The sequence below is a fragment of the Methylobacterium endophyticum genome, assembly GCF_050591105.1.
In the GTDB taxonomy this organism is placed as follows: Bacteria; Pseudomonadota; Alphaproteobacteria; order Rhizobiales; family Beijerinckiaceae; genus Methylobacterium.
Genome location: NZ_JBNHES010000009.1, coordinates 131561 through 144069, shown reverse-complemented (window position 1 = coordinate 144069; position 12509 = coordinate 131561). Strand labels below are relative to the sequence as shown.

15 protein-coding genes and 2 tRNA genes are annotated in these 12509 nt (G+C 71.4%); 4 read left to right on the top strand and 13 right to left on the bottom strand.

The window, feature by feature from the left end; all coding sequences use genetic code 11:
* Positions 1-74 precede the first annotated feature (74 nt).
* Positions 75-413 (top strand): hypothetical protein, encoded by a 339-nt coding sequence (locus ACP56T_RS12405; protein ID WP_430912422.1) that lies wholly within the window; start codon positions 75-77, stop codon positions 411-413.
* Between the two features lie 13 nt (positions 414-426).
* Here the strand turns inward: ACP56T_RS12405 and ACP56T_RS12400 are convergent, their stop codons facing one another.
* Entirely contained in the window at positions 427-1095 is a 669-nt protein-coding gene (locus tag ACP56T_RS12400; RefSeq protein WP_430912421.1) for an LbetaH domain-containing protein, read from the bottom strand.
* A gap of 268 nt (positions 1096-1363) precedes the next feature.
* Positions 1364-1439 (bottom strand) — tRNA-Lys (locus tag ACP56T_RS12395).
* A gap of 138 nt (positions 1440-1577) precedes the next feature.
* Between ACP56T_RS12395 and ACP56T_RS12390 the strand changes: the two genes are divergently transcribed.
* Positions 1578-2666, top strand: a complete 1089-nt coding sequence (locus ACP56T_RS12390) for a hypothetical protein (protein ID WP_430912420.1) — start codon at positions 1578-1580, stop codon at positions 2664-2666.
* Between the two features lie 16 nt (positions 2667-2682).
* Here the strand turns inward: ACP56T_RS12390 and ACP56T_RS12385 are convergent, their stop codons facing one another.
* Both ACP56T_RS12385 and ACP56T_RS12380 read right to left on the bottom strand, forming a co-directional pair.
* Positions 2683-2937 (bottom strand): PilZ domain-containing protein, encoded by a 255-nt coding sequence (locus tag ACP56T_RS12385; protein ID WP_430912419.1) that lies wholly within the window; start codon positions 2935-2937, stop codon positions 2683-2685.
* 282 nt (positions 2938-3219) lie between these two features.
* On the bottom strand, positions 3220-3471 hold the full coding sequence (locus ACP56T_RS12380; protein ID WP_430912418.1) for a hypothetical protein: 252 nt from the start codon (positions 3469-3471) through the stop codon (positions 3220-3222).
* A gap of 297 nt (positions 3472-3768) precedes the next feature.
* Here ACP56T_RS12380 and ACP56T_RS12375 point away from each other — a divergent pair, with 297 nt between their 5' ends.
* Both ACP56T_RS12375 and ACP56T_RS12370 read left to right on the top strand, forming a co-directional pair.
* Entirely contained in the window at positions 3769-4818 is a 1050-nt protein-coding gene (locus ACP56T_RS12375; RefSeq protein ID WP_430912417.1) for an alpha/beta fold hydrolase, read from the top strand.
* A gap of 90 nt (positions 4819-4908) precedes the next feature.
* The gene (locus tag ACP56T_RS12370) at positions 4909-5262 is read left to right on the top strand and encodes a hypothetical protein (protein ID WP_430912416.1); all 354 of its coding nucleotides are present in this window, start codon (positions 4909-4911) and stop codon (positions 5260-5262) included.
* A gap of 71 nt (positions 5263-5333) precedes the next feature.
* Here the strand turns inward: ACP56T_RS12370 and ACP56T_RS12365 are convergent, their stop codons facing one another.
* The 9 genes from ACP56T_RS12365 to rpsA all read right to left on the bottom strand — a co-directional run bounded on the left by ACP56T_RS12365 (position 5334) and on the right by rpsA (position 12481).
* Positions 5334-5627 carry a hypothetical protein gene (locus ACP56T_RS12365; protein ID WP_430912415.1) on the bottom strand — a complete coding sequence of 98 codons (294 nt, stop codon included), beginning with the start codon at positions 5625-5627 and terminating at the stop codon, positions 5334-5336.
* A gap of 96 nt (positions 5628-5723) precedes the next feature.
* Positions 5724-6104: a hypothetical protein gene (locus ACP56T_RS12360; protein WP_430912414.1), complete on the bottom strand. Its 381-nt coding sequence runs from the start codon at positions 6102-6104 to the stop codon at positions 5724-5726.
* Positions 6105-6253: 149 nt separating this feature from the next.
* Positions 6254-6330: transfer RNA gene (locus ACP56T_RS12355), tRNA-Met, on the bottom strand.
* Positions 6331-6433: 103 nt separating this feature from the next.
* Entirely contained in the window at positions 6434-7675 is a 1242-nt protein-coding gene (gene trpB / locus ACP56T_RS12350; RefSeq protein WP_430912413.1) for a tryptophan synthase subunit beta, read from the bottom strand.
* Positions 7676-7841: 166 nt separating this feature from the next.
* Positions 7842-8492, bottom strand: coding sequence for a phosphoribosylanthranilate isomerase (locus ACP56T_RS12345; protein WP_430912412.1), 651 nt, complete (start codon positions 8490-8492; stop codon positions 7842-7844).
* A gap of 6 nt (positions 8493-8498) precedes the next feature.
* Entirely contained in the window at positions 8499-8861 is a 363-nt protein-coding gene (locus ACP56T_RS12340) for a lipopolysaccharide assembly protein LapA domain-containing protein (protein ID WP_430912411.1), read from the bottom strand.
* A gap of 98 nt (positions 8862-8959) precedes the next feature.
* The gene (ihfB, locus tag ACP56T_RS12335; protein ID WP_430912410.1) at positions 8960-9268 is read right to left on the bottom strand and encodes an integration host factor subunit beta; all 309 of its coding nucleotides are present in this window, start codon (positions 9266-9268) and stop codon (positions 8960-8962) included.
* Positions 9269-9379: 111 nt separating this feature from the next.
* Complete coding sequence (gene sppA / locus ACP56T_RS12330) at positions 9380-10363, bottom strand: signal peptide peptidase SppA (protein WP_430912409.1); 984 nt, start codon at positions 10361-10363, stop codon at positions 9380-9382.
* 402 nt (positions 10364-10765) lie between these two features.
* Entirely contained in the window at positions 10766-12481 is a 1716-nt protein-coding gene (rpsA, locus tag ACP56T_RS12325) for a 30S ribosomal protein S1 (protein ID WP_430912408.1), read from the bottom strand.
* Positions 12482-12509: the final 28 nt, after the last annotated feature.

Genomic DNA, 12509 nt, shown 5'->3' with positions numbered 1-12509 from the left:
CTCGAAAGCCGCCCGGACGGCGCAAATCTCTCGCGTTAGTAGACGGTCAAGGTTAACAAGGCCGAAACCGGCCGATGCCCCTCGCGGGCGGCCGCCGGCGGGGGCGCTTCGGCATCGGGGAGACGCGGATGGACGCGAAAGGCAGCGGCGTGCGGCCGACGATCGAGCAGATCGACGTGGTCCGCGTGGGTCTGATCGACGCCCTGCGTCAGGTCTTGCAGCAGCTCGCGGCCGAGATCGGTCCCGATCGCGAGGACGAGCTGACGGAATTGCGCAACCGCATCATCGGCGAGGCCCTGCGGGCGCCGATGCTCGACGTGCCGCCGAGCGAGCGCAAGCTCGTCACCGAGATGATCGCGGCCGGGATCGGCCTCGCCTTCCACGCCGCCCGCAGCCGGCCCGGACCGCGCTGAGCCGGGCGCTTCGTCAGCCGGCGGTGGCCGCCGGTTCCGGCCGGGGCTGCTCCTGCGGGCCGCCGGAGGCCGAGGGCGAATCCCCCGCCGCCTGCTGCTGCATCGGCGGAAGCCCGCTCTTGCGGGGGCGGATCACCGGGCGCGGCGCGAAGACGACGTGATCGTCGGGGATGCTCATGTCCACCACCGCGTTCGGGCCGATGGAGACGTTGTTGCCGATGACGGCGTTGCCGAACACCACCGCTCCGGTGCCGACCGAGACGTTGTTGCCGATGGTCGGCGCGCCCTTCGTCGGGTGATGGCCGATGGTGCAGTTGTGGCGCACCAGGAAGTCCGAGCCGATCTTGCCCATCACCCAGGTGCTGTGGCCGTGCTGGATGCGGCAGCGGGGGCCGAGCGATTCCGGATAGATGTAGAGGTCGGTGGCGCGCTTGTAGTTCGGCAGGATGAGCGGAGCGCCGGCGAAGCGCTTGCTGACGCGCAGCCGGTAGTCGACCAGGGAGCGGAACTCGGAGTGCAGGGTCCACAGGGACCAGATGGATTCCGACAGCAGGGCGGGCGTGTCGTCGACGGGCAGCTTGCGCCAGTTGCGCCAGCACTTCACGTCCTCCCGCAGGTCGAACCCGTCGTCGGAGAGAAGGAACGCCACGACCTCCTCCGGGATCAGACTGGTCGCTGTCATCAAAATTTCCTGTCACGTCGGCGAATATCGCCGGTTCACATCGCCTTACGGACCTAGCAACACTTGAGTTTCCCTCGCAAGGCGCGGTGTGCCGCGCAAACGGGGAGATTATCGGCCGATCGCGCGTGTCGCGGCGGCGGGACGGGCTATTTTCGCGCCGGCGATCCCCCCCCCGCGTTCCGCAGCGGGCCGGAGCGTCATGGACCGGCGGCGGAGATCCGGCGGGCCGATCGGGGCCATGCGTCCGGGCAAGGGATGCGTCGGATGGTGGTGAGCGCGCTGGGACTCGAACCCAGGACCTACAGATTAAAAGTCCGTTGCTCTACCAACTGAGCTACGCGCTCGCGCAAAGCCGCCTTGCGCACGGATGCCCGCGCGCTTTCACGCGCCGGGCGGCGTGGGTGCAATAGGGGAGCGGCCGGATGCGGTCAATCGCGCCGGGCCGCCGTGCTGGCGCCACGCTTGGGCGGCAGAGGCGGCGCATGGCGCGTTCGTCCCATCCCCGATCCGTCCCGTCCGATCCCTGGCGCGGGTTCGTCGCCGGCTTTCTCCTCGCCGCCCTTCTCCTCGGCGCCGCCGCCATCGCCGTCGTCGCGGTCCTCGATCCCTACGGCCTGCGCGCGGCGCCGGGGCGGGCGCCGGGGCCGCTCATGGATGCCAACCAGCGCTTCCTCTATCCGCAGATCGCGCGCGGAGGCGCCTTCGACGCGGCCGTGTTCGGCACCTCGACCGCCCGGCTGATCGACCCGGACGCCCTCGACCGGGCCTTCGGCCTGCGCTTCGCCAACCTCGCCGTCAACGCCGCGACGCCTTTCGAGCAGACGGCCATGGCCCGGCTTTTTCTGCGCGAGGCGGCGCGGGCCGGCGGGGCGCGCGGGGCGCTCTTCGCCCTCGATTCCACCTGGTGCGAGCCCGACGCGGACCGGCGGCGGGCCACCGCCCGTCCGTTTCCGGCCTGGCTCTACGAGGAGGCGGCTCCCTTCGCGGTGCTGCGGCAGGTCAACTGGCAGTCGCTGGCCATCGCCGGGCGGGTGCTCCTGCATCGTCTCGGCCGCCTGCCCGAGCGCATCCGCGGCGACGGCTATGCCGTCTTCACCCCGCCGGAATCGCACTACGACGCGGCCCGCGCCAGCCGGCACATCCATAGCGGCGGCTCGCCCCTCGAGGAGGCGGTGTCCGAGGCTCCCGTCGAGGGACGGGAGGAGTCCGCCGATCCGGCGATGCCGGCACTCGACTGGCTCGACGGACTGCTCGCGCGGATGCCGGCCTCCGCCCTGCGGCTCGTCGCCTTCATGCCGGTGCATGCGGCGGCGCAAGGGACGGCCGGCACGGAGCGCGGCCGGCGCGAGGCCGCCTGCAAGGCGCGGGTGGCGGAGATCGGGCGGGCACGCGGCGCGACGGTGGTCGATTTCCGCATCCCGTCCCCCGTCACCACGCGGGACGAGAACTACTGGGACGCGCTGCACTACCGCCTGCCGGTGGCCGGCCGCATCGTGACGGGGCTCGCCGCCGCGCGGGCGAGCGGGCACGACGACGCGGACGGGTTCTACCGGGTGCTCACCCGCCCGTGAGCGGGCGCCCGCGGGATCAGGCGGCCGCCGACGCGAAGCGGGCGCCGATCTCCTCGTGCGTCCGCCAGACGGCGACGCAGACATCGGCGTCCCCGAGACCCTCCCCGGAGAGGAGGAAGGTCGCGGGCACCTCGGAGGTGTCCGGCATGGTCAGCCGCACGCCGCCGTTCGACAGGTCATAGACGAGGCACGCGATCGACCGATGCTCGTCGACCACGATGAGCCCTCCGGCATCGATGCGCTGCCTCGGCGCGGCGCGACGGTCCTGCATTGCCGGTGGTCTCCCTGTTGTCCAGCACGCCGAGCTTAGGCGCCGATCCCACAAGGAGGCGTTCGGTCAAACGTTCAAATTGCATGCAGCCGGGCCCTCGCGATACCCTCGCGGGCGCAAGCGGCCGCGCCGGGCGGCCGCCGCCCCGGCCCGAGATGCCATGAGCGACGCCGCGCCCCCGCCCCCGTCCGTATGGCGCCGCGTCCTGCACGGGGTCGCCGTCGTCCTGGTTCTGGGAGGCGCGCTCTGGATCGCCGACCACCTGCGCTGAGGGCTTTTGCCTCAGGCCGGGGGCGTCGCGGGCCTGGCGGGCGAGCGGGTCAGGCTCTGGATGGTGCGCCGGGGGCGGCCGGACTTCTGGGCGATCGCCTCGTCCTGCTCCTCGATGAGCTGGCGGGCGGGCTCGTCGCCGTCGAGGCCGCCGAGCAGCTCCATCGGCACGCGCCGGTTGGAGGCCTGGGAGCCGTCCTCGTAGACGACGTCGAACAGCACGGAGCCCCGCTCCAGCGGTTTCGATTTTGTGCGCTTGGCCATGTCGGGATCGATGCTCGCGACGGCGGCAAGGGGCCGCCTGTTGCTTGAGGGAGGCCGATGCCGGCGGAGCCGGATGTCCGCCACGCCCGTCGGGCGAGGCCGGGGTCGCGGCCTTGTTCGGGGCGTAGGTAGCCCCTCGGGCTCCGTTCCGCAATCGGATGCGCGCCGGTGCGTGCCGCGATGCGGGAGCCGCCGATGGACCCATCGGCCGTCCTCGCGCGTCTGACTGCCGGGACGGCGACGTCTCCGGCCGCAGGGCCGCCCCGACGACCCCTCACCCGAGCGCGAGGCCCCGCCGTGTTCCCTTTCGTCACCCGCCGCGGCACGAAGCGGATCGTCCGCCGCGCCGCCTCGCGCATCGCCAAGGCCCTGACCCCGGCGGGTTCGGGAACCCGCAAGGCCGCCCGCTCGTCGGCGGCACCGTCCGGCGGGAGCACCCTCGCCGAGATGCGCGCCAAGATGCGGGCAGGGGCGGCGCCGGAGGGTCCCGCGCCGGGCCGCTTCGTGGAGGTCGACGGCGTGCGCGTCCATTACATCGCGCGCGGCAAGGGGCGGCCCGTGGTGCTGATCCACGGCAACGGCACCATGGCCGAGGATTTCGTCCTCTGCGGCCTGCTCGACCGGCTCGCCGCGCGATACCGGGTGATCGCCGTCGACCGGCCGGGGTTCGGGCATTCGCCCCGGCCGCGCCACCGCCTCTGGACGGCGGCGGTACAGGCCGGCTTCCTGGATCGCGTGCTGACGCGCCTCAAGGTCGAGAACCCCCTCGTCGTCGGGCATTCCTGGGGCACGCTCGTGGCCCTGGCGCTGGCCACGGGCGGTTCCAGGGAGCTGCGCGGGCTGGTGCTCCTGTCCGGCTACTTCTACCCGAGCCGGCGTGCCGACGTGACGCTCTCGGCGCCGCTTGCCCTCCCCGGTTTCGGCGACGCGGCCCGGTCGCTGATCCCGCGCGCCATGGGCCGGGCGCTCGCGGCGCAGTCCTTCCGCCATGTCTTCCGGCCGCAGCCGGTGCCGGCGCGCTTCACCGCCCGCTTCCCCGTGGAGATCGCCACGGGCGCGACCCAGATGCGCGCCGCCACCGAGGACGCCGCGACCATGAACAACGCGGCGGCGGTGATGGAGCACCGCTACCGCCGTCTGCGGATGCCGGTGGCGATCCTCGCCGGCGACGCGGACGCCGTGGTCGAGGCCGAGGAGCAGTCCGTCCGGCTGCACCGCGAGATCGCCGGCAGCACGCTGAAGCGCCTGCCCGGCATCGGCCACATGACGCATTACGCGGCCCGCCTCCAGGTCGAGCGCGCCATCGACGGGCTGATGAAGCCCGGCGCAGGAACCCGGACGCCGTAACCCGTGCCGGCGATGCGCGCGCCGGCTTTCCCGTGTCGCGGCATCCGAGCCATAAGCTTGGGCCCGGACATCCTTTCCCGCGAGCCCGAGATGACGCCCCAGACCCGCAGGCTCTCCGTGATGCTGATGCTCTGCCTTCCGGCGACGGCGCAGGCGCGGACCGCCGAGACCGGCCGCGAGGTCGCCCTGGCGCTCGTCCGGCTGGTCCATCTCCAGAAGGTCTGCCCGGCCTTCCTCGCCATCGACCAGGGGCTCGCCTCGACCATGGCGAGGAACCTCCTCGTGAAGGGCTACGAGGAGTTCGGCGCCGATGCCTTCGAGAAGACCGTCGAGACCGTCTCGGACGAGTTCAGGCGCTCCCTGGCGCCGAACCGCGATGCCGACTGGTGCGCCGACGAGCGCGAATTCTACCGCCGGAAGAACCGCGACGGCCTCTTCCGATAGAGCCTGTCATCGGTTTGCCGTCTGTCCGGACGGAGAACCGGGATCCGCTTCTCCTGGACAGATTCCGGCCCTCAGGCGTCGTCCTCGGGGGCGAAGACCTCGCCCTCCTCCGCCAGCCGGGCATTGGCCGTGTCGGCCCGCAGCGCCTCCAGGTCGCGGTATTCCGCCAGCAGCCAGCGCAGCCGGGTCCCGGTCTCGGTCGGCGGATCGTCCGGCACGCCCGGTGCGCCTGCCGCGAGGGCCTCGGCGGTGCGCCGGTCGACCTCGGCCCGCTCGTCCGCACCAAGGGAGGCGAGCCCGCCGAGGCCGAGCCCCTGGGCGATCGCCGCCGCGATCTCCTCCCGTTTCGCATCGAGATCGGACATCGTCTCTTCCTCGTCCGGCGGGCGCCCCCATCGGAGCCCGTGGCCCGTCAACGCATCGCGCGCGCCAAAGGATCGTCAGGCGTTGCCCTTCGATCGTCAGGCGTTGCCCTTGGGCGTGTCGTCGATCATCGGGCCCGTGGCCCAGGCGGCGAGGCGGGCGGCGTCCTCGTCCGGCATCAGCAGGCCGAACCAGCCGAGGCCGGGGTGGCGGATGGCGAGCGGCCGCTTGCCGTTCGCCCGCATGCCGATGCCGCTCCACTGATAGGCCAGCAGGAACTGGATCTCGCCGACCTGCCGCTGGTCCGGCACGGGCGGCTGCATCTCCGCGCGCGCCGCGACCAGGCTCCCGATCAGCGCGTCGATCTCGGCCGCGTCGAGCTCCTGGAGCGTGATCTTCCGCTTGCCGGGCTGCTCGACCACGAGGCGGGCGAGCCTGCGATCCGGCGTGACGCCGCTGCTGAACGTCCGGCCTGCCATTCTCGGCACTCCTTCATGCGATCCGCGAGGAGGATAGCACGGTCGGCGGCGAGGGCCGGTTCACGCTCGCGTCATGCGCCGGTTCGGGGGCAGGCGTCGGCGACCCATGAAAAAGCCCGCCAAGTCATTGACTTTGCGGGCTGAAATTTTGGTAGCGAGGGAGGGATTTGAACCCCCGACACAAGGATTATGATTCCTCTGCTCTAACCAGCTGAGCTACCCCGCCCCAAGCCGTGAAGGCCCGCGCGAGCGGGCCGTTCCGGCGAACGCGGGCGGTATAGGGACATCCCCGCCGGGGTGTCAACGGCCCTCGCGCGCCGGAGCGCGTCTCACAGGCGCGTGCCGAAGATCTCGGCCACCTGCGGGATGTCCTTGTCGCCCCTCCCCGAGAGGTTGAGCACCATGAGGTGATCGGCCGGGCGCTCGGGGGCGAGCTCGAGCACCTTGGCGAGCGCGTGGGCGGGCTCCAGCGCCGGGATGATGCCCTCCAGCGAGGAGCACAGCTTGAACGCCTCCAGGGTCTCGGAATCGGTGGCCGAGAGATAGGTGACCCGGCCGGCCTCGTGCAGGAAGGCGTGCTCGGGCCCGATGCCGGGATAGTCGAGCCCGGCGGAGATCGAGTGCGCGTCGGCGATCTGGCCGTCCTCGTCCATCAGGAGATAGGTGCGGTTGCCGTGCAGCACGCCGGGGCGCCCGCCCGTGAGCGAGGCGGCGTGCAGGCCGCTCTCGACCCCGTGCCCGGCCGCCTCCACCCCGAAGATCTCGACCTCGCGGTCGTCGAGGAAGGGGTGGAACAGGCCCATCGCGTTCGAGCCGCCGCCGATGCAGGCGACGAGGGAATCCGGCAGGCGGCCCTCCTGGGCGAGCATCTGCTCCCGCGTCTCCCGGCCGATGATCGATTGGAAGTCGCGCACCATGGCCGGATAGGGATGCGGGCCCGCCACCGTGCCGATGCAGTAGAAGGTGTCGGCGACGTTCGTGACCCAATCGCGCAGGGCCTCGTTCATGGCGTCCTTCAGCGTCTTGGTGCCGGACTGGACCGGGATCACCTCGGCGCCGAGCATCTTCATGCGGAAGACGTTGGGGGCCTGCCGGGCGACGTCCACGGCGCCCATGTAGACCACGCATTTCAGCCCGAAGCGCGCGCAGAGCGTGGCCGTGGCGACCCCGTGCTGGCCCGCGCCCGTCTCGGCGATGATCCGGGGCTTGCCCATGCGGCGGGCGAGCAGGATCTGGCCGAGCACGTTGTTCACCTTGTGCGAGCCGGTGTGGTTCAGTTCCTCGCGCTTGAAGTAGACCTTCGCGCCCTTCCCCGGCACCGCCTTGGCGCGCAGGTATTCGGTCAGCCGCTCGGCGTAGTAGAGCGGGCTCGGCCGGCCGACATAGTGGGTCAGGTAGCCGTCCATCTCGGCGTGGAAGGCCGGGTCGGCCTTGGCCTCGGCATAAGCCGTCTCCAGCTCGAGGATCAGCGGCATCAGCGTCTCGGCGACGAAGCGTCCGCCGAAGATGCCGAAGCGGCCGCGCTCGTCGGGGCCGGTGCGGAACGAGTTCGGGGTGGGGGCGACGGTCACGGGATGCTGGTCCTTCGCGGGAGACGTTCGGGTGGGGTTAGACCCGTCCGGGGGAGGATGGCAATGCGGCAGCCCGTGGCGGGGCGCGTCGGCCCACCATAGCACCGCCGCCTTGTCCCGCCGTTCCGAGCTTTGGGCGAACGGGATGGCGGCCCGGCGGCGACGCTCAGAATCCGCCCCGCGCCGCCGTCACGAAGGCCGCGATCCGGGCCGGGTCCTTCACGCCCGGTGCCGATTCGACCCCCGAGGAGACGTCCACCGCCGGGGCGCCCGTGCGCGCGAGCGCCTCGGCGACGCTCTCCGGCGTGAGGCCGCCGGAGAGCATCCAGCCCTCGGGAAGCGTGGCGCCGGCGATCAGGCTCCAGTCGAAGGCGCGGCCGTTGCCGCCCGGCAGCGCGGCGCCGGGGGGCGCCTTGGCATCGAGGAGGATGCGCTCGGCGATCCCCGCGTAGGCCGGGACCGCGTCGAGGTCGGAGGCCGTGGCGATGCCGAGGGCCTTCATCACCGGGCGCCCAGTCAGCGCGCGGATGGCCGCCACGCGCTCCGGGGATTCGCGCCCGTGAAGCTGGATCAGGTCGGGATCGATCGCCGCGACGGCGGCGGCGACGAGATCGTCGCCCGGATCGACCAGGAGCACGACGCGCCCCGCCCTGCCGCGCGCCCGCCGCGACAGCATGGCCGCCCGGTCGAGCGCCACATGCCGGGGGCTGCGGGGGAAATGGACGAGCCCGATCCAGTCGGCACCGGCCTGGAGGGCGGCGTCGAGGGTCTCCGGCGTGCTCAGTCCGCAGATCTTGACGAGGGGCTTGACCGTCACGGCCCCTCAGCGCGGGGACGGCAGGGCGACGCGGGTGCCGCCGGCATAGGAGGGGGCGCTCTCCGGCTGCTGCGGCAGGGCGCTGCGCAGGCGCGCGGTCTCGCCCTCCAGGCGGCGGACCTCGCGATGGCGCTCGCGGGACTTGCGGCGCGTGCCGCCCTGGCCGAGCCAGGAGCCGATGCCGCCGACGACGATGCCGAGCGCCACCGCCGCGAACACCACCGCGTAGAGCGGCACGGTGAGGCTGAAGACCGGCGTCTCGGAGAAGGGATCGAGGGAGAGCCGCACGGCGTCGCGGTTCGCCACCGCGAGCAGGATCACCACGATCGCCACCGGCAGCAGCACCAGGCCCTTGAGGAAGCGGATCATCGGCGGGGTCACTCCATCGGCGCGGGACCGCGCGAGGCGCCCGCGAGCGTTAGATAGCGCCGCTCCGGCGCCACGGAAACGGGTTCTCAGCGGATCGTTCAGGACGCGGGGGCGCCCTCCCCGATCCCGGCGGCGTTGAGGCGCAGGCGCATCTCCTTGCCGGTCTTGAAGACGGGGATCGCCTTCTCGGAGACGGCCACCGCCGCCCCCGTGCGCGGGTTGCGGCCGCGCCGCGCGTCGCGGTGCTTGACGGAGAAGGCGCCGAAGCCGCGCAGCTCCACCCGGTCGCCGCGCGCGAGCGCCTCGGCGATGGTGTCGAGGATCGCGTTCACGATGGTCTCGACGTCGCGCTGGTAGAGATGCGGGTTCTGCTCGGCGATCTTCAGAACGAGCTCTGACTTGATCATGCGGTCTTCTCGGCGTCGTCGGCTGTTGGGGGGCTGAGGCGGAAAGCGCCCGACCGCCTCCCTCATCACATCTTCGGCGCGGCGCCTGTGACGCCGCGCACGCCGCCATCCTCAGGGCGCGGCGGACGGCTCCGGGCGCCAGAGCACGAGGAGGCCGCCTTCGCTGAGCAGGGCCGTCCGCTCGCCGGCGGCCCTGAGCCGGTCGCCGAGGGTATCGAGCCCGAGGAGGTCGGCCCCGAGCCCGAGCGCCGACCAGAGCTTGAATCCGCTGTCCGTCGCCGGCTTCCAGTCGCGCACGGGCAGGTTCTTCTGCACCTTGCGCTCGTTCTCCAGCCACGCGACCGCCTGGCGCTCGCTGCCGAGCTCGTCCACGAGCTTGAGGGGGACGCTCTGGCGCCCGCTGAACACGCGCCCGTCCGCGACCTTGGCGAGCTCGCCCTCGCTCATGCCGCGCCGCTCGGCCACCAGGCCCTTGAACCAGGAGAAGGTGTCGCCGACCACGGCCGCCAGGGCCGCGCGCGCCTCCGGCGAGGTCGGCGTGAAGCCCGAGGGCTCGGCCTTGAGGGGGGAGGACTTCACGGATTCCACCTTCACCCCGACCTTGTCGAGAAGCCCCGAGACGTCCGGGTACTGGAACAGCACGCCGATGGAGCCGACGAGCGAGGTCTCGCGGGCGACGATGTGATCGGTGGCGATGGCGGTGATGTAGGCGCCCGACGCCGCCGTGCCGTCGACGAAGGCGACGATGGGCTTCTTCTCGGCGAGCGCGCGCAGGTTGCGGAAGATCTCCTCGGAACCCGTGGTGGTGCCGCCGGGCGAGTTGATCGAGACGATCACCCCCTGCACCGCCGAGGATTCGCCGACGCGCTTCATCAGCCGCGCCGTGGCCTCGCTGCCGGCGATGAATCCGGAGACGGAGATGCGCGCGATCTGCGGCTGCACCGCGCCGAACATGGAGGCGTCGGTTCCGGCCCGCACCCGCAGGCCGATGGCCGCCACCGCCACCACAAGGGCGCCGATGCCGAGCACCCGCCACAACGACAAGCTGCGTCGCAGGCGCCGACGATCGATCAGGAGTTCGGGGTCTGCGGCCATGCGGTGCTGAACTCCCTCAAGCGTCCCGGCTCGCGGCGCCGGTTCCGGTCTTCCGCCTGGCGTCGGCCGATGTCCCCCTGACGGAGGGGCGACGCCTTCGGTGTCCCACATCCCGGCCCGCTCCGCACCTTCCCTTTCGGGTACGGGGCGCGCCGCCGCGAGATATGCACGCAAGTCATTGGCGCGCCTGCCTCTCGCGGCGCCGGGCGCCGCCGGGGAGGCGTGTTCTAGCCTTCGCCGGTGCGAGCCGGCAAGGCCCTTCGCGAAGCCGAGAGGCGCCGCGGGCGACGGCCGGCGCCGCCTGTCCGGTCGCGGCCCACGAAAAAGCCCGCGCCGGATGCGATCCGACGCGGGCCGAGGTCCCGAAAAAACCGCCCGGAGGATATCCGGGCGGTCCGAATGCTACTTGTCGTCGTCCGAGCGGGCCTTCTTGAAGGCCGCGCCGAGGATGTCGCCGAGCGAGGCGCCCGAGTCGGCGGAGCCGAACTGGGCCATCGCCTCCTTCTCCTCGGCCATTTCGAGGGCCTTGATGGAGAGCTGGACGCGCTTGGCCTTGCGATCGAACTGGATCACGCGGGCATCGAACTTCTCGCCGGCGGCGAAACGCTCGGGGCGCTGATCGCCGCGGTCGCGGGCGAGCTCGGCGCGGCGGATGAAGGTGGTCAGGTCGGTGTCGACGATCTTCACCTCGACGCCCGAATCCTTCACCTCGAGCACCTCGCAGGTCACGACCTGACCCTTCTTGACGTCGCCGGCCTCGGCGAAGGGATCGCCGCCGACCTGCTTGACGCCGAGCGAGATGCGCTCCTTCTCCACGTCCACGTCGAGGACCTGGGCCTTGACGATGTCGCCCTTCTTGAACTCCTCGATGACCTGCTCGCCGGGGCGCTGCCAGTCGAGGTCCGAGAGGTGGACCATGCCGTCGACGTCGCCCTCGAGGCCGATGAACAGACCGAACTCGGTCTTGTTCTTGACCTCGCCCTCGACCTCGGAACCGACCGGGTGCTTCTCGGCGAAGGCCTCCCAGGGGTTCTGGAGGGTCTGCTTGAGGCCGAGCGAGATGCGGCGCTTGACCGGATCGACCTCGAGGATCTGCACTTCCACTTCCTGCGAGGTGGAGACGATCTTGCCCGGATGGACGTTCTTCTTCGTCCAGGACATCTCGGAGACGTGGATCAGGCCCTCGATCCCCGGCTCCAGCTCCACGAAGGCGCCGTAGTCGGTGATGTTGGTGACGCGGCCCTTGAGCTTGGCCTCGACCGGGTAACGGGCGGCGATGCCCTCCCACGGATCGGCGAGCAGCTGCTTGATGCCGAGCGAGATGCGGTGCGTCTCGTGGTTGATCTTGATGATCTTGACCTTGACCGTCTGGCCGATGGTCACGACCTCGGACGGGTGGTTCACGCGGCGCCAGGCCATGTCGGTGACGTGGAGCAGGCCGTCGATGCCGCCGAGATCGACGAAGGCGCCGTACTCGGTGATGTTCTTGACGACGCCGTCGATGACCTGACCCTCCTCGAGGTTGGCCACCAGCTCGCTACGCTGCTCGGCGCGGCTCTCCTCGAGCACGGTCCGGCGCGAGACGACGATGTTGCCCCGGCGGCGATCCATCTTGAGGATCTGGAAGGGCTGCGGCGTGCCGAGCAGCGGGGTCACGTCGCGCACGGGGCGGATGTCGACCTGAGAGCGCGGCAGGAAGGCCACGGCGCCGTCGAGATCGACGGTGTAGCCGCCCTTGACCTGGTTGAAGATCGTGCCGGTGACGCGCTCGTTGGCCTCGAAGGCCTTCTCGAGCTTCACCCACGACTCCTCGCGACGCGCCTTGTCGCGCGAGATGACGGCCTCGCCGAGCGCGTTCTCGATGCGGTCGACATAGACCTCGACCTCGTCGCCGACGGCGAGATCGCCCTCGCGGCCGGGGCCGTTGAATTCCTTGAGGGCGACACGGCCTTCCGTCTTGGCGCCGATGTCGATGACGGCGACGTCCTTCTCGATCGCGACGACGCGACCCTTGACGACGGAGCCCTCGGTGATCTCGTGGCTGAGGAAGGATTCCTCCAGCAGCGCCGCGAAATCGTCACGGCTCGGTTGGCGCGAAAGCGCGGTACCAGCGGTCATACTGTCTCCTGGGGAGGCCCTCGGCTCG